Genomic DNA, 25,414 nt, shown 5'->3' with positions numbered 1-25,414 from the left:
ATGCAGGAACAATCAACGCGCCGCAGCGCCCGCTTTCGATTTAGAACTCCGCCGCCACCGTCATGAACAACTGCCGCGGTGCGCTCGCATGGATCGCATAGCGCTTGCCCTCCGGATCGGTCGGTGCGAACGAACTCAACTGGCCCGCATAGCGCTTGTTGGTCAGGTTGGTCGCGTTCAACGACACCCGCACATTGCGCAGGCCCAGGCCCGGGCCGAAATCGTAGCCCGCACCGGCGTCGAAGGTGGTCACGCCCGGCACCGACTGGTCGTTGGTGTAGGTGTAGTAGCGCTTGCCGGTGTACTTGGCACGCAGGCTGGCGAAGAAGCCATCGCGGTTCCAGCTGATTTCACTGGAGGCCATGCGCTGCGGCGTATCCACGGTGATCTTGCCGGCCACCGGCACCACCGCGCCGCCGGACAGGTAGTCGTCCTCGTAGGTGGTCTTGTTCCAGGACAGCGCGTTGTACCACTGCAGGCCGTCGATCGGCTTGAGGATGAAGGTCAGTTCCGCGCCGTAGCTCTTCACCGAACCGACGTTGATGAAGCGCGTCACGCACTCCGGACGCGTGCCGACTTCGATGCTCGAGCACGGGTTCAGCGACAGCAGGCGGTTGTCGAACTTCACGTTGTAGCCCGCGATCGACGCCTGGTACTTCTCGCCGAAGGTACGGAAGCCGGCTTCCAGGCTCTTGGACTTCTCCGGCTCCAGCCCGGCACTGGCCGCGAACGATTCCGGCGACACCTGCAGCGGGCCGCCGCTGCCACCGCCGACGAAGGCAGCGATGTTTTCGGCATACGAGGCGAACAGCTCGTTGTTGGCGTTGAGCTTGAAGCCTACGCCCACCTGCGGCAGCACCGATTCCTTGGCGGTCAGCGTGCCCGAGGCGATGCTGGTTTCCACGCCGGGGTTGGCGGTGGCGCGCATGCGGGTGTTCGGGCTCTTGATGCCCACGTCCACGGTCAGGCGCTGGTCCAGGAAGCGCATGCGGTCCTGCACGTAGAACTGGCGCGTGCGGATGTCGAAGTCCTGGTTGAACAGCAGGCGGTCCGGGTTCTTCAGGTACAGGTCGTCCAGGAACGGGCCGCTGATGTAGTAGAAGTTGCGCGAAACGTTATGGTCGTTCTGCTCGTACCACAGGCCGGCTTCCAGCTCGTGGATGCCCACCGTCCACGACAGTGCGGCGGTCAGGCCATCGCGGTTGATCGTGTAGTTGGTGCTGCGGATCGAGATCGGCAGCATCTTGTCGGTGCCCGGGTAGGACGGCTGGCCCGGTGCCCACCAGTGGCCCTGGCCACGGTTGTCGTGGTGGTAGGCCAGCAGCTTCAGGCGGCCCTGCTCACCCAGGCGCAGGTCGGCATCCACCGAGTACAGGTTGTCGTCACGCAGTGCACGGCTCTGGTAGTACGCATCGTCGATGCTGGTGACGCCACCGCTGAACCTGCACTTGCTGCGGTCCAGAGTACCCGGCGCGCAGTACGCAGCAGCCACGGCTCGATCCCAGTCCGGCGCGTAGATGTTCCAGTCATAGCCCAGGCCACGTGCCAGCATGTCCTTGGACAGGTAGGCGTAGTTGGCCTGGCTGGCGCGCGAGGTGGCCACGAACGCACCGAAACGATGGTCGCCCACGTTCCACACCGCCTTGGCGTTGAACTGGCGGGTGGTCTGGTTCTGGTACGGCGCAGCCCACATGTCCTGGTCCTGGTGCACGCCGGACACGTAGGCCGAGAAGCCGTTGATGTCGCCGGTATCCACGCGCAGGTAGCCACGGCGCTGGCTGTTGTCGCCAACGGTGACGCTGGCGCGGCCGCCGAATTCGGTGGACGGGTCCATCGAGAAGTACTGGATGGTGCCGCCCAGGTTGCTGGTCGAGGCCACGCCCAGCGAACCGATGCCCTGCGACAGTTCGGCACCGGCCAGGTTCTCGGCGATGATCGCGCGGGCGATGCTCAGGCCGTTGTAGTTGCCGTAGCTGTTGTCGCCCAGCGGGATGCCGTCCAGCGTGTAGCCGAGGCGGCTCTTGTCGAAGCCGCGCAGGCTGATGGTCTGCGATTCTTCGTTGGCGCCGAAGGCATCGTTGGACTGCACCGACACGCCCGGCAGCCGGTCGAGGATCTTCTGGCCGCTGGTGCCCGGCGGCAGCACCTGCTTGTCGACGGTGGTGATGCGCTGCACCTGGCGGGTCTCGCCCTGGCCGATCACGGAGACGGTATCCAGCGTCTGCGCGCTCAGCGCGGCATCGGTGCTGGCGCCGGCATCGGCGGCGGTGGCGGCATGGGCGCTGGCGGCGGCGGAGAGCGCGATCGCCACGGCGATCGTCAGGTGTCGGGTCTGCATGGTGGTCCGTTGCATTGGGGGTGGTCACCGGCACGCGTGCGCGGTGCATGGCCACTATGCGAACGGAACATGAAACCTTCTTTACGGAAAACCAACGAACGGTGCAGGACAGTGGTGTGCGTCCTGCAACATTCCTGTCATGGCGGCGATGCGTCTGCCGGCTTGAGGATCACCTCCGCGACGCACGTGTGATGCAATCCGGGAAAGAGGTAGCTCACCCATCGGTCCAGGGCCGGGTAGCTCAACGTCAATGCCTGCTCCGGGGCGTGGCCTGAAGGAGGAAGAACATGCGCTGGCGCGGCCTGGCGCTGGACGATCTGCCGACGCGTCACACAGACGCCTCCGACATCCAGGCGCACGGAGTGCACGTGCTGGCGATCGGCCTGCAGCAGGACTATGCCGCCGGTGATCCGAAGCGGTGGGGACAGGGCCACCGGCGGCAGCGTGATGCCCGGCAACGCATAAGGTGTTTCGATGACGGCCGCTGTCGCCGGCAGCATGGCGCGAAGGTCTTCCAGACGTGCTGCGCGTGGCAATGGTGCGCCCCAGCTGCGGGTCAGTTCGACCAGACGATCGGCCTGCACATCGTCAGCCATCGGCAACTGGTCGGGTGCGGCCGCCGCACACAGTGCAGGCAGCAGGATCGCAAGGTTTCCCCACCACAGACGCTGCATGGGCGAACTCCCGGTGCACGGATGCTGCCGGTATAGCACGCACCGGGTACAGGTAGAAAAAAGGGGCCGGATCACCCTCGCAAGCGAAGGTTCACCGGCCCCGCGCACTCCGTGGGGGAGGCGGTCCACGTACTGCGTGGACGAGGGCTTAGCCCATGTACAGGCCACCGTTGACCGGATAATCGGCGCCGGTCACGTACGAGGCTTCATCCGAGGCCAGCCACGCACACAGGCCGGCTACTTCCTCCGGGCGACCGAGGCGGCGCACGGGCACCGAGGCGGCCAGCCGGTCCAGCACATCCGGCGGGAAGCTGCTGATCGCCTGGCTGGCGATATAACCCGGCGACAACGTGTTGACGGTCACCCCGCGCGAGGCCACTTCCGCGGCCAGCGCACGGCTGAAACCATGCATCGCGGCCTTGGCGGTGGCGTAGTTCACCTGGCCGATCTGGCCCTTGTGGGCGCTGACCGAACCGATGTTGATGATGCGGCCCCAGCCCCGCGTGGCCATGCCGTCGACGACCTGCTTGGTCAGGTTGAACAGCGAGTTGAGGTTGGAGGCGATCACCGCATTCCAGTCCTCCACCGTCATCTGCCGGAACAGCAGGTCGCGGCTGCCACCGGAGTTGTTGACCAGCACGTCCACTTCACCGACTTCGGCGCGGACCTTGGCAAACGCCGCGCTGGTCGAGGCCCAGTCGGTCGCGTTGCCTTCGGAGGCGATGAAGTCGAAGCCCTGTTCGCGCTGCTCGCGCAGCCAGTTGGCCTTGCGCGGTGAGTTCGGCGCGCAACCGGCGACCACGGTGTGGCCGCTGCGGGCCAGGCTCTGGCAGATGGCAGTACCGACACTGCCCATGCCGCTGGTGACGTAAGCGATTCGAAGCGTCATTGCAGAAGGCTCCTTGGTAAGGGGTCAGGCCGCGAGCGGGTACAGGCCGAACAGCAGGCTGCCGACCATCAGCAGCATCGAGATGGCGATGGCCCACTTCAGGGTGAACTTCTGGTGGTCGGCGAACTCGACCTTGGCCAGGCCAACCAGCAGGTAGGTGGACGGCACCAGCGGGCTGAGCAGGTGCACCGGCTGGCCGGCCAGCGAGGCGCGCGCCATTTCCACCGGGGTGATGCCGTAGTTGCCGGCGGCCTCGGACAGGATCGGCAGCACGCCGAAGTAGAACGCGTCGTTGGACATGAAGAAGGTGAACGGCATCGACGCTACTGCGGTGATCACCGCCAGGTACGGGCCCCACGATTCCGGGATCACCGCCAGGAAGCTGTGCGACATCGCCTCGACCATGCCGGTGTTGTTGAGGATGCCGGTGAAGATGCCTGCGGCGAAGATCAGCGACACCACCGACAGCACGTTGCCGGCGTGGTTGACCACGCGGCGGCGCTGCTCGGCCAGGTTCGGGTAGTTGATCACCAGGGCGATGGCGAAGCCGACCATGAACAGCACCGGCATCGGCAGCACGCCGATGATCAGCGCGGTCATCAGCGCCACGGTCAGGGCCAGGTTGACCCACAGCAGCTTCGGACGCTTGATGTCCTCGGCGTCTTCCACGGTCGGCAGCGGGTTGCTGTCGTCGGACACGCTGTTGTCCATCCAGCTGCCACCCTTTGGCAGGGTCACCACACCCAGCCGGCGGCGTTCCTTCAGGCCCAGGTACCAGGCCAGCAGCAGCACGCCGGCGCAGGCGATCACCATCGACGGGATCAGCGGCACGAACACATCGGCCGGGTCCACGTGCAGCGCAGTGGCCGCGCGTGCGGTCGGGCCGCCCCACGGGGTCAGGTTCATCACGCCGCCGGCGAGGATGGTCACGCAGGTCATGTTCAGCGCGTTCATGCCCAGCCGCTGGTACAGCGGCAGCATCGCCGAGACGGTGATCATGTAGGTGGTCGAGCCATCACCGTCGAGCGAGATCAGCATCGCCAGCACCGCGGTGCCGAGCACGATCTTCATCGGATCGCCCTTCACGAAGCGCAGGATCACCCGCACCAGCGGATCGAACAGGCCGGCGTCGATCATCACCCCGAAGTAGAGGATGGCGAACATCAGCATCACGCCGGTGGGCGCGATCTTCTTGATGCCCTCCAGCATCATCTCGTCGATGTTGGCGCCGAAGCCGCCGATCAGCGCGAACAGGATGGGGATGGTGATCAGGGCGACGAGCGGCGACAGGCGTTTGCTCATGATCAAGTACATGAACGTAATGACCATGCCAAAGCCGAGGATGCTCAGCATCATCTGCGGACTCCTTGCGAATACAGGACGTGGGGGAGTGGAAGGGGCCCGGGCGGCATGCCCGGAACATCAGGTCTAGAAGTCGTACTGCAGGCGCCCGGTGACCGCGCGCGTGCGGTCCACCGTGACCCCGGCGAGGCGGTCGCGGTTGCGGCTTTCGATCACGTTGAGCATGAAGCGCAGGTTGTCGCGCAGGTACCAGTTGCCACCCAGCGTCCATGCTTCGGTGCTGCCGCGGCGCAGGTCGGGGGCACCGTCGAGGTGCTGTGCGCCCCACATCTGGTCGTAGCGCAGCGCCACTTCGAAGGCACCGGCCTTGTGGCGGATATCCTTCACCCGCGCGAAGCGGCCGGTCTTGCGGTCGTAGGCGCGGCTTTCGCCGGTGACGAACCAGCTGAGCATGCCGTAGGCGGCCATCACGTCACCGCGCTGCGCGCCGTCGTCGAAGGTGGCGCCACTGAATTCGCCCTGCCACGACAGCGGGCCGCGCACCTGCGCGTATTCCAGCGACCACTTGTTGACGTCGGTATCGCGGCCGGCGGAGAAGTTGACCAGGGTCAGGCGGCTTTCATCGGACAGATGGCCGGCCGGGCGAGGGCGGATGCTCAGGCCCGGGGTGCCGTTGGCGCCGGGGTTGTCGTAGGCCTCACGGGCCAGCGACAGTCCCAGGTGCAGCACGTCGCCCTCGCTGGGCGAAGGTGCCCAGGTGACGCGGCCACCGGCGGCGCGGCCCTTCACCTGCCAGGCGTCGATGCTTTCCAGGCTGTAGATGCTGGCCGCCCAGGTGAAGTCACCGGGGTTGGCCTGCCACGACGCACCCAGGCGGTACAGCGGCGCCAGCGTGGTGCCGGCGTTGCCGCGCTCCAGGAAGCTGCCGTAGTTGGAGCTGGTGCGGTCATCCAGCGAGAAGTACTGCTTGAACTGGCCCACGGTCAGCTTGCCGGCCTTGCCGAAGCTGCGTGCCAGGTACACGTCCTTGGCCTCGACGCGGTCGCCGGAGAAGTCAGCTTCCAGCTTGTAGTCGACCACGAAGAACTTGCCGGACACGTCCAGCCAGGCGCGACGGATCTCGGTGTCGTCCTTGTTCGGCGTACCGCGGTTGTCGTTGTCGAAGGTGGCGAAGTCCAGGTGCAGGCGGCCACCGAGGGTGGCGGTGACCGGGCGGTCGTCTTCGGCGGCGAAGGCCGGCGCCGACAGGGCAGCCAGAGCCATCATGGCGGCAGGACGCCGCCAGGCAAACGTGAATTCCACAAACCCTCCCAGGTGCGCGCCAGGCGCGCGGCAATCGTGGGCACCGGACGGTGCGCGGCCGCAGTCTGGGTCGGGCAAGCTGTCATCGTCCTGTCAACGGTTTGTGCAGTGCAGCGTAAAACCGGCCGCTGCGCTCACTGGGCCACGCCCGGCAAGCGCGGCGGCGGCATGCGGTAGCATTCGTTTCCCCTCCCACCCGTGTGCCCATGCGCCTGCTGCTGGTCGAAGACAACCCGGATCTGGCCGATGCGATCATCCGTCGCATGCGTCGCAGCGGCCACGCCGTGGACTGGCAGGCCGATGGCCTGGCGGCCGCCAGCGTGCTGCGCTACCAGAGCTTCGACCTGGTGGTTCTGGATATCGGCCTGCCCAAGCTCGATGGCCTGCGCGTGCTGGCCGGCATGCGCGAGCGCGGCGACAGCACACCGGTGCTGATGCTGACCGCGCGCGACGGCATCGAAGACCGTGTGCAGGCGCTGGACGTCGGCGCCGACGATTACCTGGGCAAGCCGTTCGATTTCCGCGAGTTCGAAGCGCGCTGCCGCGTGCTGCTGCGACGCGCGCGCGGCCAGGCCAGCGAAGTGGTGCAGATCGGTGGCTTCCAGTTCGACAATGCCGCGCACCGGGTCAGCCTCGACGGCGAACCGATCGAACTGCCGAACCGCGAGTACCGGCTGCTGGAGATTCTGGTCGGCCGCCTCGGCCAGGTGGTCGGCAAGGATGAGATAGGCAATGGCCTGTTCGGCTTCGACGATGAAGCCGGCCCGAATGCCATCGAGCTGTATGTGGGGCGCCTGAGAAAGAAGCTGGCAGGTGCACCGCTGCGCATCACCACGGTGCGCGGCGTTGGCTACCTGCTGGAAGCCAGTGATGACAGCGCCGACGCCGATGGCTGACGCGCGTACCGCGAACGCCGCACCGGGCTCGCTGCGGCGCACGCTGCTGCTCTACCTCGGCGCGTTGCTGGCGGTGTTCGCGGTGGCTCTGCTGTTTGCCGCGCGCGGCTATGGCCAGCGCGCCGCCAACCGTTCCTACGATCACCTGTTGGTGTCCTCGGCGTTGTCCATTGCCGATTCGGTGGCCCTGGTCGATGGCCAATGGCAGGTCGATCTGCCCTATGCGGCGCTGGACCTGCTGGCGATGGCCCCGGAAGACCGCGTGTTCTATCGGGTCGCCGACAGCCGTGGCAACCTGATCACCGGCTATGGCGACCTGCCGGCGCCGCCGCGCCGGCCCGGCACGCAACCGCAGCTGTTTGATGCGGCGTACAGTGGCGAGACCGTGCGCTTCGTGGTGGTCGGCCGCAGTTTCGCCGCCGCCTCGGCGCAGGGCGAAGTACAGGTGCAGGTCGGCCAGACCCGGCGTGCGCGTGAAGCGGTCGCGCAGGACATGGTCAACCGCGCACTGCTGGCGATCGGTGTGCTGTCCGGCCTGCTGCTGGCGCTGGTGGCCTTTGGCGTGCATCGCGCATTCCGGCCATTGGTGCGGGTGGAACGCGAGCTGTCACGCCGCGAGCCCTCTGACCTGAAGCCGCTGGATGCCCGTGTACCGCGCGAGATGGACCAGATGGTGGCGGCGTTGAACCGCTTCATGGAACGGCTGTCCAGCAGCAACGAGACGCTGCGCGCGTTCATGGCCGAGGCCGCGCACCAGATGCGCACGCCGTTGGCGGCATTGCGTGCGCAGGCACAGCTGGCGCTGGATGACGACGATCCCGAAGACATGCGGCGCAGCCTGCAGGCGATCGAGCGCAACGCCACCCACATGAGCCGGTTGTTGAATCAGTTGCTCAGCGATGCCAGCGTGATCCATCGTTCGCATCTGCAGCGCTTTGTTGCAGTGGATCTGGCCGAGACCGTGCACCAGGCCCTGCATGAAGCGCTGCCGCAGGCCGGCCCGGCGCCGCGCGTGCAGCTGGCGATGACCGCCGAGCCGGTACAGGTGCATGGCGATGCGCTGCTGCTGCGCGAGGCGATCAAGAACCTGGTCGACAATGCACTCAAGTACGGCGGCGACGGTCCGTTGCAGATCGCATTGACCGTGGAAGGCGGGCAGGCCGTGCTGACCATCGCCGACCACGGTGCCGGCATTGCCGCCGCCGATGCCGAACGCGTGTTCGAGCGCTTCGCCCGTGGCGAGGGCGCGCCGTCCGGCGGCGCCGGGCTGGGCCTGGCCATCGTCAAGCGCGTGGTCGACAGCCATGGCGGCCGCATCGATCTCAGCAACCGTCCGGAGGGTGGTTTGATCGCTACCATCCGCCTGCCCCGGAGCAGTTCATGATCCGCCTGCTCGCCACCGCCGTTGCCCTGCTGTTGGCCCTGCCGGTGCTGGCCGCGCCCGGCGATGTGCGCCGTTTTCCCGCACAGGCAAAGACCACGGCGCAGCTGCGCATCCACGGCACCACCGACATCGAAGTGTTCGCGGTGGTCATCGCCGACTACCAGCGGCTGCACCCGGGCACCGAAGTGGTGTACGAGGACATCATCACCCAGGACCTGTACGCGCGGTACCTGCACGACCGCGGCGGACCGGCATCGCCGGACCTGCTGATCTCCAGTGGCATGGACCTGCAGACCAAGCTGGTCAACGATGGTCATGCACTGCCGCACCGCTCCGCTCAGACCGCCGCGCTGCCGGCCTGGGCGCAGTGGCGCAACGAGGCATTCGGCATCAGCTACGAGCCGGTGGTGATGGTCTACAACACCCGCGCGCTGACGGCTGCGAGGGTGCCGCACACGCGCCGGCAACTGCTGGACCGGTTGCGCGCCGAAGGCGCACCGCTGCGCGGCAGGGTCGGCACCTATGACATCGAACGCAGCAGCGTCGGCTACCTGCTGTCAACGCAGGATGCGCAGCGTGGCAGCATCGCCGGTGCGCTGCTGGGCGCGCTGGGCGACAACGATGTGGTGCGCGAGGAGCGCACCGGCGTGCTGCTGGACAAGGTGGCCAGCGGACAGCTGTCGCTGGTCTACAACGTGCTCGGCTCTTACGCGCAGGCGCGCATCGACGCGGGTGCTCCGCTGGCGATTGTGGAGCCCGAGGACTACACGCTGGTGGTGCTGCGTACCGCGGTGATTCCACGCACCGGCCCACACCCGGAAGAAGCCCGGCGCTTCCTCGACTACCTGTTGTCGCCGCGTGGCCAGCAGGTGCTGTCACGCGAGGCACGGCTGATGCCGATCGTCACCGGCAGCGCACGTGGCGACGATGCGCCCGGCCGCAGCCGTCGCCCGATCCAGCTGGGCCCGGGCCTGCTGGTGTACCTGGATGCACTCAAGCGCCGCCAGTTCCTCGATGCCTGGCGCAGCAGCGTGGAGCCGGCAGGGCGCTGAGGCGACGGCCTGCCCGTACAATGGCGGCATGAGCGAATACACCATCCTGATCGCCGATGACCACCCGCTGCTGCGTTCGGCGGTGGTGCAGTCATTGCGGCAGAGCCTGCCGCTGGCGCAGGTGCGCGAGGTCGCCAGCGCTGATGCGCTGGCCGAGGCCCTCGACGCGCACCCGGATGTGGACCTGGTGCTGCTCGACCTGACCATGCCTGGCGCGCACGGATTCTCCGCGCTGCTGCACGTGCGTGGCTCGCATCCGGACATTCCGGTGGTGATCCTCTCGTCCAATGACCATCCGCGGGTGATCCGCCGCGCGCAGCAGTTCGGCGCCGCCGGTTTCATCCCGAAGTCGGCCCCGGCCGAGACCATCGGCGAGGCCCTGCAGGCGGTGCTGGATGGTGGCCTGTGGTTCCCGGCGATGGCCGCCGAGCGTTCGGAGGCCGACGCACTGCTGGCCAGCCGTCTGGCCCAGCTGACCCCGCAACAGTTCCGCGTGCTGCTGTGCCTGGCCGACGGGCTGCTCAACAAACAGATCGCCTACACGCTGGGGCTGGCGGAAAACACGGTGAAGGTGCATGTCACCGCGATCCTGAAGAAGCTCGAATGCCATAGCCGAACGCAGGCGGCGGTGCTGGTGAAGGCGCTGGAGCCCGAGGGCGACGCCGGCATCGGGTTGTAGTTTCCAGCCAACGGCGCAGCCCCTCGTGGGTGGACACGTAGAGCAGTTCATGGGTGAGGCCGGGCAGGTGGACTGCGCAGGGGTCGCTGCAAGTACGTCCATGTAAGCTCGGTCGCCGCTTGCTCGTGTGCGCAGTCCTGCGCACACGGCAAGACCGGGGTTGGGCGTCCTGCCCAACCCGCCCGAGGCATGCCTCGGGCCCATGCGGCTCACGCCCCTGCGCAGCCCACCTGCCCGGCCACGGACAGGTTCCGTGCGCATCCATCCACGGAAGAGAAAAGAAGATCAAAAGCAAAGGCAGCCTGGCAGGCCGCCTTTTGTAGAGCCGAGCCCACGCTCGGCTGCTTTGCGGTCAGTCCGCGATGCCGAGCATGGGCTCGGCTCTACACGAGCAAGCGCAGCGCGCGACCGGCTTTTGTTCTTCTTTTTCTTCTCCGTGGGTGGCAGGCCACCGAAATCTGTCAGAGGCCGGTCGGGTTGGGTTCGCGGGGGTGTCAGCCGCATGGATGCGGCTGCCAAGCCTCCAGGGATGGATTCACGGCGTCCCCCGCGCACCCAACCCGACCGGCCCACCCACGGCTTCTGCTTTCCACGACCAACCAGGCACCACCCACGAGGGGCTGCGCCGTTGGCTGGAATCACCCGCGATGCCGGATCAGCAACTGACTCATCAGCGCCCGCAGCGCCGGCGGTTTCACCGGCTTGGCCATCATTCCCCAGCCACGCTCGGCAGCCATCTCACGCAATCCCGCATCGCGCTCGGCAGTGACCAGCACCACCGGCGGGCGGGCCCGCCACAGCTCTGCCAATGTCTCGTACAGCACCGGGCCGTGGTGGTCACCCATGCGCACATCCAGCAGCACCAGCTCCGGCACGGTTGCCGTCGTGGCCAACTGCAGTGCGGCCTGCGGGCCATCGGCCAGCATCACCTCGCAACCCCAGCGCTCCAGCAGCGCGCGGCTGGCCGCGCACACGTGCGGATCGTCATCGATTACCCACACACGGCGCCCTCGCAGCGGGTTGTCCGCCGCCGGTTCCTGCGCCAGCACCGGCGCGGGCGTGGTGGCGGGAATCGCGCCCGCGTCGCCGAACGGCACGCCCACGGCGAACACGCTGCCCTGGCCCAGCTGCGAGCGCAGCCGGATCGGATGTCCGAGCAGGCGGCCGATGCGGTCGACGATGGCCAGGCCAAGGCCGGCACCGCGCTGCTGGCCGTCGTGCAGGCGGCGGAATTCCTCGAAGATCTCGCCCTGCAACGCATCGGGGATGCCGGGGCCCTGGTCGTGCACTTCGATCCACAGCAGGCCTTCGCGGCGACGGCAGCCCAGAAGCACGCGACCGCGCTCGCTGTAGCGCAGCGCGTTGGACAGGAAATTCTGCAGGATGCGGCGCAGCAGCGCTTCATCGCTGACCACCACCGCATCGGTATCGACCCAGTCCACCACCAGGCCACGTGACTGCGCGGCGATGCCGAATTCGCGCGCCAGTGTCTGCAGCAGCGGCCCGAGCCGGAACGCCTGCACACGGGTCGGCAGGCTGCCCGATTCCAACCGCGCGATATCCAGCAGGCTGTTGAGGATCGCATCCTGCGCGGCCAATGCAGCGTCGATGTGATCGCTGGTCTGCTGCTGCGCCGGGTCGCTCAGCTTGCCGCGCAGCACCGAGACGAACATGCGTGCTGCGTTGAGTGGTTGCAGCAGGTCGTGCACGGCCGAGGCGACGAAGCGGGTCTTGTAGCGGTTGGCCTGTTCGGCCTCGCGGCGTGCTTCGTCCAGGTCGTGGGTACGTTCGGCGATGCGGTGTTCCAGTGCATCGGCCAGCGAGCGCAGTTCGCGTGCAGCATTCTTGTAGCTGGTGATGTCGGCGTAGCTGGTGACGAAACCGCCGTCGGGCAGCGGGTTGCCGCGGATTTCCAGCACCGTACCGTCGTCCTTTTCACTTTCGCGCATGTGCGGACGGCCGCTGCGCAGATGGTTGAGGCGACGCTCGATGGCCTCGTCGACCGGGCCGGGACCGAGCAGGCCACGGCGTGCGTTGAAGCGGAACAGTTCCTCGATGGGCCGCCCCACGCGCACCAGGTCCAGCGGGAAACGGAACAGTTCCAGGTAGCGCGAATTCCATGCGACCAGACGCAGGTCCCGGTCGATCACCACCACGCCCTGCGGCAGGTGTTCGAGGCTGCGGCTGAGGCCGCTGTCGGCATCGGTGGCGGCCTGCAGCAGGCCATCCTGTGCGGTGCGCAGTTCCTGTGCATGCTGCTTGAGCAGGGTTTCCAGCTCGCGGCGGCTGCGCAGGCGATGCTTGGCCAGGCGCCGGCGCTGCTGCACGAACAGCACCAGGAAGCCCAGCGCCAGCCACGCAGCACCTCCGGTAAGCGCGGCCGCACGGCCGGCGGCGGTGGCGGCACTGGCGTCGTGCAGCAGGTGCAGGTTCCAGTCTTCGGCCGGCAGCGCAAGGCTCTGCCACAGCATCGGCTGCGGCAATGCCGGATCCAGCAGGCGCACCATGCGGCCGCCATCGGCCAGTACATCCTCGGTACGTGCGCGCAGTGGCTGCAGGGTGCGATCGGCGTACTGGCGGGCGTCCAGCATCTCGCGGCGCTCATCGGCGCCCAGCGGTCGCAGCAGGCGGTAGCGCCAGCTGTCACGGTTGGCCAGGAACACCACGTCGTGGTCGTCGCTGGCGAGCACCACGTCAGGGCTGCTCAGCCACTCCTGCTCCAGTGCCGACAGCTCGACCTTGATCACCACCACGCCGAGCCGCTTGCCGTCTTCCTCGATGGCCTGCGACAGGTAGTAGCCGGGCACACCGGTGGTCATGCCGATGCCGTAGAAGCGGCCGCGGCCCTGGGCCAGCGCCTGGCGGTAATAGGGACGATAGCTGTAGTTCTCACCGACGTTGGTGGTCGGCTGGTCCCAGTTGCTCGCCGCCACCGCCACGCCATCGTGACCGACCAGGGTCAGGGTCGAGGCACGGGTGACTTCATTGGCGCGTTGCAGCTTGAGGTTCAGCCGCTGCCGTTCGGTGGGCGAGGGCTGCACACGCAGGGCGTGCAGAAGATCCGGATCCAGTGCCAGTACCTGCGGCAAGGTGCCGAAGCGGTCGATGCGCTGCTGCAGGCCCTGGCCATACAACTGCAGCTGGCGTTGTACCTGGCTGCTTTCCTCGCCGAGGGCGCGCCGCCAGGCGTAGTGGCCGGCGGCGACCGCACACAGCACGGTGCCGCCGACCATCACCGCGATGGTCAGCAACAGCATCCGGTGGCGGCTGAGCCAGTACATGGCGGCAGTCTACGCAGGGCCGGCGGGCGTGGCGTGCACGCCCGCCGGGATCTGACGTGGAAGGGGTCAGAAGTGCATCTGCGCGCGCAGTTCGAAGATCTCCGGCGTGCTGTGCACGCCGCGACGGCTGGCGTCGACCTTGACGTAGTTGGCCTGGAACTTGAAGTGGCTGGTCAGGTACCAGTTCGCACCCAGAGTGAGGTCGTGCTGGCGGCCGCCGAGGATGCTGCCATCGTCGAGGTCCATGCGGCTGTAACGGGCCACCAGTTCCACCGCGCCGTAGTCGTGCGCCGGCTTGATGTTGGCCACCGCACCGGCGTTGTACGGGCGCGATTCGCCGGTCAGCACCCAGCTCGCCATCGCGTACTGGCCGCTGCCGGTGTAGTCGGGCTTGCCGTCATGGCGGGTGACCGTGGCGCGCAGGGCTTCGGCCTGCACCGAGAACGGGCCGCGGATCCAGATACCTTCCAGGCCGGTGCGGCGGATCTGGTCGGCGGTGACCAGCGCGCCGGAATCGACATAGCGGATGTCGGTCAGGCCGGCTTCCGGACGTGCGCGCAGGCGCGCGCTGGCCTCGTGGTGCACGTCGCGGCCATCGCTGTAACCGCGCGGATTTTCCTGCGAGTAGGCCAGGCCCAGGTGGATCACGTCACCCGGCGCCTTTACCGGGGTCCACACCGCACGCACGGCCTGGGTGGTGCCCGGGTTGTCACCCTGCAGGTCCTTGCCGCCATAGGCGCCGGCCTGCAGCAGGTACTGCGGGCGCTCAAGCACCCATTCCACACCCGTGCGGCGGCCAGCGTAGAAGGCCTGCACCGGCAGCGCGGTTTCCAGGAAGCTGCCGGCGCGCGAGGACGTGTTCGCGTCCAGGCCGACCGGGGTCTTCATGTAGCCGAAGCGGAAGCGGCCGATGTCGCGGCCGAAGAAGGCCTTGCTTTCGAAGCGCACGAACACGTCCAGCCAGGTATCGGACTGGAAGTCGTAATAGACCATCGCGTCGTAGACGCCCTTCTTCTTCAGCGTCGCACCGAACTCCTTGCGGCGCACGGCGTCGTCGTCCTCAAGGCCGCTGCCCCAGGAGAAATCGTTGTAGTCGTAGGCGATGTTGGCGGTAGCGGCCAGCTCGGTGCCGTCGCCGAAGGCGTACTTGGTCGGCCAGTTGTCGAAATCGGCAGCCGAAGCGAAGGCGGGAAGCGCGGCCAGCGACAGGGCCAGCAAGGTGGGAATCGGGCGCATGTTGGGTGCGGCTCTCTCAGATTGCGTGTGGACAGGACAACAACGGCCGCAAGGGCCGGAACTTTCGCAATGACGCGCCCGGCCGTTCAGCTCGGGCCACCGGCCTCCCCGTGATCGGGCGGTGCGGCGCCAGTGTAGGCATCGCGGCCACCTGAACCGGGGGGCTAGTACCAATAGGTTATCTGCGCCAGCGTGCCCGGCGCGTACAAAGGCGTCCATTGGTCGCACCCCCTGCGCGTGCTGCACAGGGCCTGCGGTCAGTTTCCACGGTAACGGTTCCCGTGCAGTCCCGGGGCCGTACGTGCCTGAAAACGCCCCTTCCGGAGTCCGCCATGCACATCCCGACCGCAGCACCGGTGCCTGCAAAGCCGTTGCCGATCTATCGCCAGCTGTACTTCCAGGTGATCGTGGCGATCGTCCTGGGCGCCATCCTCGGCCACTACGAACCGTTGATCGGCGAGAAGATGAAGCCGCTCGGCGATGCCTTCATCAACCTGGTGAAGATGATCATCGCACCGGTGATCTTCCTGACCATCGTCACCGGCATCGCCGGCATGACCCACCTGCGCACGGTGGGCCGCGTATTCGCCAAGGCGATGGCGTACTTCCTGTTCTTCTCCACGCTGGCGCTGATCGTCGGCATGATCGTGGCGCACGTGGTGCAGCCCGGCGCCGGCATGAACATCAATCCGGCCGAGCTGGACCAGACCGCGGTGCACAGCTACGTCGAGAAGTCGCATGACCTGACCCTGGTCGGCTTCCTGATGGACATCATCCCGAAGACGCTGCTCAGCGCGTTCGTCGATGGCAACATCCTGCAGGTGCTGTTCGTGGCCGTGCTGTTCGGCATCGCGCTGGCATCGGTGGGCGAGAAGGGCAAGCCGATCGTGAACTTCCTGGAGGCGCTGGTCGCCCCGGTGTTCAAGCTGGTCCACATCCTGATGAAGGCCGCGCCGATCGGTGCCTTCGGCGCAATCGCCTTCACCATCGGCAAGTACGGTGTTGGCTCGCTGATCAACCTGGCCTGGCTGGTGGGTTCGTTCTACCTCACCGCCTTCCTGTTCGTGGCGGTCATCCTGGGCCTGGTCTGCCGCCTGTGCGGCTTCTCGGTGTTCAAGCTGGCGCGCTACCTGAAGGCCGAACTGCTGCTGGTGCTGGGCACCTCCTCGTCGGAGTCGGCGCTGCCGTCGCTGATGGAGAAGATGGAACGCGCCGGCTGCAGCAAGTCGGTGGTGGGCCTGGTGGTCCCAACCGGCTACTCGTTCAACCTGGACGGCACCAACATCTACATGACCCTGGCCGCGCTGTTCATCGCCCAGGCCACCAACACCGAACTGACCCTGGGCCATCAGATTGCCCTGCTGCTGGTCGCCATGCTCAGCTCCAAGGGCGCGGCCGGCGTCACCGGCGCCGGCTTCATCACCCTGGCCGCCACCCTGGCCGTGGTGCCGGAGGTGCCGGTGGCCGGCATGGCGCTGATCCTGGGCGTGGACCGCTTCATGAGCGAATGCCGCTCGCTGACCAACTTCATCGGCAATGCCGTGGCCACCGTGGTGGTCTCGCGCTGGGAGGGGGCGCTGGACCGCAACCGCCTGAAGCTGGCGCTGGACGGCCGCGAAAGCGAACTGCCGCCGCTGATCGATGCCGTGCCCGAGGCGCTGCCGGCCAGGGGCTGATCCAGGTGTGTGGTACCGCGGGGCCGATCACGACAGTGGTACGGCCCCGCGGCGTTTCAAGGCGTCCCATGGCTGTCATGGGACGCACCGAAGCTGGTGTCGCGGTACCGTCGCATACGGCACGGAATTGTGCGGTCGCAGCATGCCTGCGACAGGATAGCGACAGGTCCAGACGCTCCAACGGGGGTATCATCCCCTGTCCCTTCTGCCCATTCATGTAACCCACATCGATGTCCAACGAAGATTTCAAACAGGCCGCCCTCGATTACCACCGGATGTCCCCGCCGGGAAAGATCAAGGTTTCCGCTACCAAGCCCATGCTGACCCAGCGCGACCTGTCGCTGGCGTATTCGCCGGGCGTGGCGTACGCCTGTGAAGCGATCAAGGCCGACCCGCAGCAGGCCAGCGAGCTGACCGCCCGCGGCAACCTGGTGGCGGTGATCTCCAACGGCACCGCGGTGCTGGGCCTGGGCAACATCGGCGCGCTGGCCGGCAAGCCGGTGATGGAAGGCAAGGGCGTGCTGTTCCAGAAGTTCGCCGGCATCGATGTGTTCGACATCGAAGTGGATGAAACCGACCCGGACAAGCTGGTCGACATCATCGCCTCGCTGGAGCCGACCTTCGGCGGCATCAACCTGGAAGACATCAAGGCGCCGGAGTGCTTCGTGGTCGAGCGCAAACTGCGCGAGCGCATGAAGATTCCGGTGTTCCATGACGACCAGCACGGCACGGCGATCATCGTCGGTGCGGCCGTGCTCAACGCCATGGCGATCACCGGCAAGAAGATCGAGGAAGTGAAGCTGGCGACCACGGGCATGGGCGCAGCCGGCATTTCCTGCGTGAACATGCTGGTGCAGCTGGGCCTGAAGCCGGAAAACATCCTGGCCTTCGACCGCGAGGGCGTGATCCACACCGGTCGTACCGACCTGGACCCGGAAAAGCAGCGCTATGCGCGCGACACCGACAAGCGCACCCTGGCCGAGATCGTCGACGGCGCGGACATCTTCCTGGGCCTGTCGGCGCCGGGCATCCTGACTGCCGACATGGTCAAGACCATGGCGCCGGATCCGGTGATCTTCGCGCTGGCCAACCCGACTCCGGAAATCATGCCGGAACTGGCGCGCGCCGCCCGTCCGGACGCGATCATCGGCACCGGCCGTTCGGACTACCCGAACCAGGTCAACAACGTGCTGTGCTTCCCGTACCTGTTCCGTGGTGCGCTGGACGTGGGCGCGACCGCGATCAACGAGGAAATGAAGATCGCCTGCGTGCGCGCCATTGCGGCGCTGGCGCGTCGTGCGGCCACCGACATGGGTTCGGCCTATGGCGGCGAGACCCCGAGCTTCGGTCGTGAATACCTGATCCCGCGCCCGTTCGACCGCCGCCTGCTGGTGGAGCTGTCGGCCGCCGTGGCCCAGGCCGCGATGGACTCGGGCGTGGCCTCGCGCCCGATCGACGACATGGGCGCTTACCGCGACAAGCTGGCCCAGTTCGTCTACCGCACCAGCCTGATGATGAAGCCGGTCTACGACCGCGCGCGCAGCGACAAGCAGCGCGTTGTGTATGCCGAGGGCGAAGAGGAAGTGGTGCTGCAGGCGGTGCAGAACGTGGTCGATGACGGCCTGGCGCACCCGATCCTGATCGGCCGCCCGGAAGTGATCGAGTCGCGCATCGAGCGCCTCGGCCTGCGCCTGAAGATCGGCGAGAACGTTGAAGTCACCAACATCAACGACGACCCGCGCTTCAACGAGTACTGGCAGTACTACCACGGCCTGACCGGCCGTCGTGGCGTGACCGTGGCCGCGGCGAAGAACCTGATGCGTTCGCGCCCGACCCTGATCGCTGCAGTGATGGTGGCCCGTGGCGAAGCCGATGCGATGCTGACCGGCATCGTCGGCCGTTTCCACAAGAAGCTGGGCTACGTGCGCAGCGTGCTGCCGCTGGAGCCGAAGGTCACCTCGACCTCGGCGATGACCGGCGTGATCAACCAGCAGGGCGTGTTCTTCTTCGTCGATACCCACGTGCAGGAAGACCCGACCGCCGAGCAGCTGTGCGAAGCGACCCTGCAGGCGGCCTACCGCATGAAGCTGTTCGGCATCGAGCCGAAGGTGGCGCTGCTGTCGCACTCCAACTTCGGCAGCCACGACTCGAAGGACGCGCTGAAGATGCGCCAGGTGCGCGAGCTGCTGCTCAAGCGCAACCCGCGTCTGAACGTGGACGGCGAAATGCAGGGCGACACCGCATGGGATGAAGCGCTGCGCCAGAAGCTGCTGCCGGGCTCGACCCTGCAGGGTCGAGCCAACCTGTTCGTGCTGCCGAACCTGGAAGCGGCCAACATCGCCTACAACCTGGTGCGTGTGTTCACCGACGGCGTGGCGATCGGCCCGATCCTGATGGGCGTGAACAAGCCGGTGCATATCCTGACCACCAGCGCGACCTCGCGCAGGATCCTGAACATGACCGCCATTGCGGCGGTGGATGCGCAGATCCGCAAGCAGCTGGAAGCGGAAAAGAAGGCGTAAGCCTTCTTTCCAGCGTCAGCTGCAGAAGCGCGCCCCCCGGGGCGCGTTTCTGCTTCCGCAAAGCGAAAACGGGTAGTGCCGGCCGCTGGCCAGCAACCGCAATCATGTCCACCACCACCGCAGCCGGCCAGCGGCCGGCTCTACCGCCAGCCGGCCTGTGCCACACGCGCTACGCCGCCCGGTCATGTCCCTGCAACGCCGTTGCGGCCCAATACGCCCACGCGGCCCGGCCGTGGGAAGGGACCGGACCGGCCTTCCCACCCTGGGCCCGACCAACTTTTCATGGGCGAGGGTGTCATGCGCAATCGAGTGACGCGGCGGTACTTCCAGCAGCTGTTCGCGCTCTATGCCGGCTTCGTGCGGTCGCGCTGAGGCAGCGATGTGGTAGCGCCGGGCCATGCCCGGCGAGCGCGCAGCGTGGCGAATCAGGCATTTCGCCGGGTGTGGCCTGGCGCTACTGAGCGAACGTGGCAACCAAGGTGTGCCGCAGTGGTAGCTATTGAGCTACCGAAATATCTCCGATGGTCACCCTTCCGCCGCCACCGCCACCGCCACCGCCACCATATCCCCAGCCACCTCCGCCACCAAAACTGCCGCCTCCGTCGCCACCGCCACCTCCTCCACCTACGTTGGAGCCAACCCAGTTGCTGCTGTACTCAGAGATCTTTTCCCACAGCACAGTTCCTTTCCTGTAGCGATATTTCGCGCAGACGCTGCCGTTGCAAAGCTCCACAGTCTTGGGGGATCCTTTCGCGTCAATCCAAGAATCAACTTTTGGATTGATCGTTGATCGGAGGAATCCATGTGCTTCACCGTCCTGTAGGTAGGGTCCATCGAAACTGCAAGACTTGCCGCAGTAGAATTTCCCAACCGACGCTGCGATTGCTGCGCCTCCCAGGCACGCGACCACGATCATCAGCCAGCGATTGCGTTTCGACTTTCCTTTCATTTCATTTCTCCTTTTCTTCGATTCGATATCTCGATATGCCATCGGTTCGATTCCCGTTGCTGGTCCGGTGAGAGTTGGCTCCAGAGCCGCTCGGCATAGCGAAGCCCCTTGCCGCCACTGGCCTGGCTGAATGCGCGCGCATAGGCGTGTGCGCGTGCTGCATCGCGAGGCACATGCAGGCCATCCTCAAAGGTGGCCGCAAGAAGCATCAGGGCATTGCTGTCACCCGAGTCCGCGGCTTCGTTGAGGAATCTCACTGTCGCTTCCTTGAATCGCTTGACGAGCTCTTCATCGAACATGGAGTGCTCATCGTCGAACTGATGAGACGCCAGTCCCGAGAACATCAATTTCGCAGTGGAGTCGCCGTCTGACGCCGCGTAGTAGGCGAGGTCATAGATGGAGTGTTCTGATTCAAGAGCGGAGCAGTCTGAGTCACCCAGAACGTTTTCCCGGAACTCACGCTGCTGGTCGGGAGTCAGTCCCGTCGGAATGTCTGTTTCCGCCAAGCTTGCGGCGTTTGTGCAACGCGCTATGTCCTGCGCCAGCAGAAGGGCCTGCTGGGGCGACAACTTTCGGCGAATTGCAATCAACTGAGTCCCGGCGGCGGCAACGCTTGCGGCCTGCGTCGTCTCGATCGCAGCATCTTTTCCGTTGATACGAACCCGTACGGTCTGCTGCTCTTGGGGGGCAACAGCGAGAACGCTCGGCGTGTTGCTTCTCGTCCAGATCGCGGTCGTGATCAGTGCAATGGCTGCTCCTGTCACCAGCACAACGACCGCTTTGCGCCTACCGACCTTGGTTCTGATTTTCATGCAAGCAAGGTTAGCGACCCTCGCTCAGTCACGATGTCGGTTGCTGCCGCGTGCTGTTGTGAACAGGCGCCTATCCGACTTGTCGGATTACTCCGCGTGAGATCGTAATGAGATCCCGTTGGGCAGGTCATGCCGGGCCATGCCAGGCGGGCGCGCAGCGCGGCGAAACAGGCGTTTCGCCGGGCAAGCCACGGTGCTACCTGCGGTCAGCGCTTGCCGCGCCGTGCCGGCGCCGGTGCATCCGAACGCGGCTTGGCGTACTGCGCCCACAGCGCCGGCAGTGCCTTGCCGGTGTGCTTCTGCCACAGCGCCGGTGCATAGCGGCCGTCGCGCAGGGCCTTGTCCAGTGCCAGCACCAGGCCGGGATGTTCCGCCTCCGCCCACTTCAGGAACGCACCGGTCACCCGGTAGCCGCTGTCGACGTTCTGCCCCTTCTCGACCTTCACCGGCAATGCCCAGCCAGCGGCGGCGTTGTCCATGCCGTAGCGGTCGCGCGCGTAGTCGGCGATGCCTTCCACCAGCCAGCCCGGTACCCGTGCATCGCCGTAGCCGGGATACCCCTGCACGATGTGCATCGCCTCGTGGGTGACCAGGTCGATGTCGTTCGGATGCTGCGCCAGCCAACCCGGATTGATGGTGATCGTCGCTGCCTGGTCCTTGTCGCCGACGAAGGCGATGCCGGTGTAGGCCGGATCGATCACGATGCGCACCATTGACGGCGCAGCGGGATGGAAGTCCGCACGTTCGCGCAGGTACGCGAAGAAGAACGTATCGATCACCCGCTTGCGCTGCGGTGCGGCCAGGGCGCCACGGGCGTCCTGGTAGTTCAGCGTCACGCCGTCGCGGGTCAGCTGCGTATCGAACGCCTGGGTCTGGCCGAAGCTTGAGAAGGACAGGGCAACAAGGGCCAGAGGCAGTAGACGGAAGCGCATGCAGCTCATTGTACGGTGCCGGCCGCCAGCAGTTCGATCTCCGCCAGCGGCAGCCGTGCCGGTGCCGCCAGGCGCAGGCGGTACTCGCTGTAACGACCGGGTTTGGCGATGCGGAACGGACGGGTCTGGCGGGCGGATTCGAAGTCTTCGCCGCTGCGCTGGTCGAGCACGGCCCAGCTGCCGCCGCCGTTGCGCGCCTCCAGCGTCCACTCACCGCCCTGGATGCGGCCGTCACCGCTGGTCAGCGTGTACATCGTCGGGGTGCCCTCGGCCAGGCCGGTCAGCGCGATGGTTGCACCGGCGCCCAGACCCACCGTGGTGCCGGCATCGTCATCGACCAGCGCGGGCAGGGCACGGCCATCGGCCAGCGTCGCCTTCGCGCCGCTGCCGAGCAGGTCGTGCAGCAGCTGCGGGTGCTGGCCGCGCGCGGTCAACGAGCGCGGCACATCGTCCACGCCGCTGCCCCAGCGCGAGGGGCGGGGTCCCATCACGAAGTCGAGGGTCGCGCCCTTGGCGATCAGGTCGTGCGGCACCCAGGTCTTCGTCCACGGCGTACCGTTGATCTTCAGCGACTGCACGTAGACGTTCTCACGCGAGTTGTTGGCCGCGTTCACGGTCAGCACCGCGCCACCCTGCAGCTCCACCCGTGCATGCTCGAATGCCGGCGAGCCGATCACGTACTCCGGGGCGCCCATGCGCAGCGGGTAGAGGCCCAGCGAGGCCAGTACGTACCATGCCGAGGTTTCACCGTTGTCCTCATCGCCCGGGTAGCCCTGGCCGATCTCGCTGCCGACGTACAACCGCGACAGGATCTCGCGCACGTGCTGCTGGGTCTTCCACGGCTGCCCGGCGTACAGGTACATCCACGGGATGTGGTGCGCCGGCTGGTTGCTGTGCGCGTACATGCCCATGCGCACGTCGCGTGCTTCGGTCATCTCGTGGATGGTGCCGCCGTACGAGCCGGCCAGTGCCGGGTCCGCGGTTTCCGGCGTGGCGAAGAAGGTATCCAGCTTCGCCGCCAGCTTTTCGCGGCCGCCATACAACGCGGCCAGGCCTTCGCCGTCATGGGCGGCGGTGAAGGCGAAGGTCCAGCCATTGGATTCGGTGTAGTCGTGGCCCCACACGCGCGGATCGTAGGCCTTGGCGTCCACGCGCCAGCGACCATCGGCCTTGCGGCCCTGGAAGAAGCCTGCCGCCGGATCGAACATCGTCGCGTAACTGGCGGCGCGATGGCGGAAGTAGTCGGCCTCGGTGCTGTAGCGCTCGCGTGCGGCGGGCGCGGTCGCGCGCTTGGCCAGGGCATCGGCCATGTTGGCGATGCCAAAGTCATTGAGTGCGCCTTCCATCGTCCACGACATGCCTTCGTGCACGTCGGCACTGGCATAGCCGCGGAAGGTCGAACGGTTCATGCCCTTGCGGCCGACATGGCGGTCCGGCGGCACCACGGTCGCGTTCTTCAGCGCGGCGGCATAGGCCTCGGCCGGATCGAAACCGCCGACGCCCTTCAGCCATGCATCGGCGAAGGCCACATCGGAGCTGGTGCCGACCATCAGATCGGCGTAGCCCGGCGACGACCAGCGTGCGATCCAGCCGCCGGCGCGGTACTGCTCGATGAAGCCCTGCACCAGCTGCCCGGCATCGTCGGGCGTGAACAGCGCATAGGCCGGCCAGGTGGTGCGGAAGGTGTCCCAGAAGCCGTTGTTGACGAACACCTTGCCGTCGCGCACGGCGGCATAGCTGCGGGTCGCGCTGCCCTCGGTGTTGTCATTGCTGGCGCTGGCCTGGTTTGCGTAGCGCCACTCCGGTGCGGCGGCGCTGCCCACGTTCTCATGGCCGGAATTGGGGTACAGGAACAGCCGGTACAGGCTGGAGTACAGCGTGGTCTTCTGGTCGTCGCTGGCATCGCCGATGTCGAAACGGGCCAGGCGCGCATCCCATGCATCCTGCGCACGGCCGGCCACGCTTTCCAGCGTATCGGCTGCGGCCATTTCCAGGGCCAGGTTGTGCCGTGCCTGCTCCACCGAGATCAGCGAGGTGGCGATGCGCATGGTCACCCGCCGGTCGCTGCCGGCATCGAATTTGATGTAACCGGTCGGTCGGCCGGTGTTGAGGCGCCCACTGCTGCGCCACGGCCTGTCGAAGCTGGCCACCACGTACATGCGACTGGCGCCGTTGGACAGCCCGCTGCGCGTATCGGTGTAGCCGGACAGTGTCTGCGTGGCAGCGTCCAGGGTCAGGCCACCGCGTCCATCGACATTGTCGAACAGCAGGTTGGCGTCGCCGCCCTCGGGGAACTCGAAGCGGAACAGCGCGGCATGATCGGTCGGCGCGATGGCGGCCGCGATGCCGTTGTCGAAGCGCACGTCGTAGCGATACGGGCGCGCGCTTTCATGGCTGCGCTCGAATGACAGCGCGCGCTTGCGACGGTCGGCCTCCGGCACGCCACGGCTGGCCGAGGGCATCACCTGGAAGGTCTGGCGGTCGCCCATCCACGGGCTGGGCTGATGGCTCAGCGCAAGCGCCTGCAGCTGCGGGCGGTTCTGTGCGTCGTTCTGTTCGTTCCAGCGGTACAGCCAGTTCAGTGCGCCAGCATCGGTCACCGGGGTCCAGAAGTTGAAGCCGTGCGGTACCGCGGTGGCCGGGAAATTGTTGCCGCGCGAGAAGGTGCCGTTGGCCTGGGTGCCACGGGTGGTCAGCACCCAGTCGGAGACGCGCGCTGGCTGATGACGTGGCACTGTGTCCAGGCGCACGTCATCGATCCAGCCCGAGACCGGTGCACCGTCGGCACTGGCCACCTCCAGTTCGATCGCCAGCACGCGGCGGCCCTTCAGCGCGGGCACGCCGCCCAGCCGCACCGCCTTGCGCGCCCACTGCTGCGGATACAGCGTCTTCGAATCGCCCTGCGCGCGCGCACCGATGGCCACGCCATGCTGGTCGCGTGCAGCGCTGGCCGAAACGCGGCTGCCATCGTCCAGCAGCAGGTCCAGTGACACATAGGTCGAGGCCACGGTGTCCTTGCCGACGATCTCCGGCAGCACCAGCCACGACAGGGTGGTATCGGCCTCGATGGTCATGTCCGCCTTGAACAGCTCGCGTCGCGCGCTGCCGCCTTCGCTGCTGTAGCGCAGTGCATGCAGGCCGCTGTAGCCCGCATTGCGCTTGGCGGCGTAAGGCGCAGCAGGGCCGTTGCCGATCGTGACCTGCAGTGCGCCTGCGGCCGGTGCCGGAGCCGGCTGGCCCGGTTCGAACGAGGTCTGCAGTCCCTGTGCCCGCACCGGCATCGCGGTAGTCGCACAGGCCAGGGCCAGGGCAAGCGGAAGCAGGGCGCGGCGTGGATCGGACAGGGTCATGCAAGGGTCTCCCGGAAGGGCAGGCGGCGGGCAGAACCCGCATCGGCGGACACCACGGACAGCATCGCTCCGCCCGCCGGGATGGCAGTGGAAGAAGCGATGCCGGTCCGGTGGGGGCGGGCCATGCGATCGGGTCGGAT

Annotated in this window: 17 protein-coding genes; 6 read left to right on the top strand and 11 right to left on the bottom strand. The window is 66.8% G+C overall.

Going from position 1 to position 25,414, the window contains the following annotated elements; genetic code table 11:
• Positions 1-40: 40 nt before the first annotated feature.
• From ACZK33_RS19600 to ACZK33_RS19580, 5 genes are all read right to left on the bottom strand, one after another.
• Positions 41-2,338: a TonB-dependent receptor gene (locus ACZK33_RS19600; protein ID WP_423175807.1), complete on the bottom strand. Its 2,298-nt coding sequence runs from the start codon at positions 2,336-2,338 to the stop codon at positions 41-43.
• Positions 2,339-2,475: 137 nt separating this feature from the next.
• Entirely contained in the window at positions 2,476-3,012 is a 537-nt protein-coding gene (locus tag ACZK33_RS19595; protein WP_478453765.1) for a hypothetical protein, read from the bottom strand.
• A gap of 148 nt (positions 3,013-3,160) precedes the next feature.
• Entirely contained in the window at positions 3,161-3,901 is a 741-nt protein-coding gene (phbB, locus tag ACZK33_RS19590; protein ID WP_012481221.1) for an acetoacetyl-CoA reductase, read from the bottom strand.
• Positions 3,902-3,925: 24 nt separating this feature from the next.
• Positions 3,926-5,254: a CitMHS family transporter gene (locus ACZK33_RS19585; protein ID WP_032130486.1), complete on the bottom strand. Its 1,329-nt coding sequence runs from the start codon at positions 5,252-5,254 to the stop codon at positions 3,926-3,928.
• 75 nt (positions 5,255-5,329) lie between these two features.
• The gene (locus tag ACZK33_RS19580) at positions 5,330-6,469 is read right to left on the bottom strand and encodes an OprO/OprP family phosphate-selective porin (RefSeq protein ID WP_153854486.1); all 1,140 of its coding nucleotides are present in this window, start codon (positions 6,467-6,469) and stop codon (positions 5,330-5,332) included.
• Between the two features lie 242 nt (positions 6,470-6,711).
• Between ACZK33_RS19580 and ACZK33_RS19575 the strand changes: the two genes are divergently transcribed.
• From ACZK33_RS19575 to ACZK33_RS19560, 4 genes are read left to right on the top strand one after another with little or no spacing between them, the layout of a single operon-like run.
• On the top strand, positions 6,712-7,401 hold the full coding sequence (locus ACZK33_RS19575; RefSeq protein ID WP_049463657.1) for a response regulator transcription factor: 690 nt from the start codon (positions 6,712-6,714) through the stop codon (positions 7,399-7,401).
• On the top strand, positions 7,394-8,785 hold the full coding sequence (locus ACZK33_RS19570; protein ID WP_423175812.1) for a sensor histidine kinase N-terminal domain-containing protein: 1,392 nt from the start codon (positions 7,394-7,396) through the stop codon (positions 8,783-8,785). Before ACZK33_RS19575 ends, ACZK33_RS19570 begins: the two co-directional genes overlap by 8 nt.
• A complete protein-coding gene (locus ACZK33_RS19565; RefSeq protein WP_423175810.1) occupies positions 8,782-9,837 on the top strand; it encodes an ABC transporter substrate-binding protein in 1,056 nt (351 codons plus the stop codon). Before ACZK33_RS19570 ends, ACZK33_RS19565 begins: the two co-directional genes overlap by 4 nt.
• A 28-nt stretch (positions 9,838-9,865) precedes the next feature.
• Complete coding sequence (locus ACZK33_RS19560; RefSeq protein WP_197612228.1) at positions 9,866-10,516, top strand: response regulator; 651 nt, start codon at positions 9,866-9,868, stop codon at positions 10,514-10,516.
• Between the two features lie 638 nt (positions 10,517-11,154).
• On the opposite strand, the gene ACZK33_RS19555 is transcribed toward ACZK33_RS19560, so the two are convergent.
• Together ACZK33_RS19555 and ACZK33_RS19550 are read right to left on the bottom strand one after the other, a co-directional pair.
• A complete protein-coding gene (locus ACZK33_RS19555; protein ID WP_423175212.1) occupies positions 11,155-13,797 on the bottom strand; it encodes a hybrid sensor histidine kinase/response regulator in 2,643 nt (880 codons plus the stop codon).
• A gap of 66 nt (positions 13,798-13,863) precedes the next feature.
• On the bottom strand, positions 13,864-15,033 hold the full coding sequence (locus tag ACZK33_RS19550) for an OprO/OprP family phosphate-selective porin (protein WP_423175211.1): 1,170 nt from the start codon (positions 15,031-15,033) through the stop codon (positions 13,864-13,866).
• 332 nt (positions 15,034-15,365) lie between these two features.
• Between ACZK33_RS19550 and ACZK33_RS19545 the strand changes: the two genes are divergently transcribed.
• The gene (locus ACZK33_RS19545; protein ID WP_049398388.1) at positions 15,366-16,709 is read left to right on the top strand and encodes a dicarboxylate/amino acid:cation symporter; all 1,344 of its coding nucleotides are present in this window, start codon (positions 15,366-15,368) and stop codon (positions 16,707-16,709) included.
• 230 nt (positions 16,710-16,939) lie between these two features.
• A complete protein-coding gene (locus tag ACZK33_RS19540; protein WP_032129106.1) occupies positions 16,940-19,231 on the top strand; it encodes an NADP-dependent malic enzyme in 2,292 nt (763 codons plus the stop codon).
• A 496-nt stretch (positions 19,232-19,727) separates the two neighbouring features.
• Here the strand turns inward: ACZK33_RS19540 and ACZK33_RS19535 are convergent, their stop codons facing one another.
• The 4 genes from ACZK33_RS19535 to ACZK33_RS19520 all read right to left on the bottom strand — a co-directional run bounded on the left by ACZK33_RS19535 (position 19,728) and on the right by ACZK33_RS19520 (position 25,274).
• A complete protein-coding gene (locus ACZK33_RS19535; protein WP_478453761.1) occupies positions 19,728-20,180 on the bottom strand; it encodes a hypothetical protein in 453 nt (150 codons plus the stop codon).
• Entirely contained in the window at positions 20,177-20,992 is an 816-nt protein-coding gene (locus tag ACZK33_RS19530; protein WP_071228138.1) for a hypothetical protein, read from the bottom strand. The genes ACZK33_RS19535 and ACZK33_RS19530 overlap by 4 nt, the downstream gene beginning before the upstream one ends.
• Positions 20,993-21,198: 206 nt before the next feature.
• A complete protein-coding gene (locus ACZK33_RS19525; protein ID WP_049421780.1) occupies positions 21,199-21,933 on the bottom strand; it encodes a basic secretory protein-like protein in 735 nt (244 codons plus the stop codon).
• Positions 21,930-25,274, bottom strand: coding sequence for a GH92 family glycosyl hydrolase (locus ACZK33_RS19520; protein WP_423175209.1), 3,345 nt, complete (start codon positions 25,272-25,274; stop codon positions 21,930-21,932). The genes ACZK33_RS19525 and ACZK33_RS19520 overlap by 4 nt, the downstream gene beginning before the upstream one ends.
• Positions 25,275-25,414: the final 140 nt, after the last annotated feature.

This window comes from Stenotrophomonas sp. 86156_Sma (assembly GCF_056481625.1).
The sequence above is the reverse complement of the archived record's forward strand: the minus strand, read 5'-3'. Positions and strand labels throughout refer to the sequence as shown.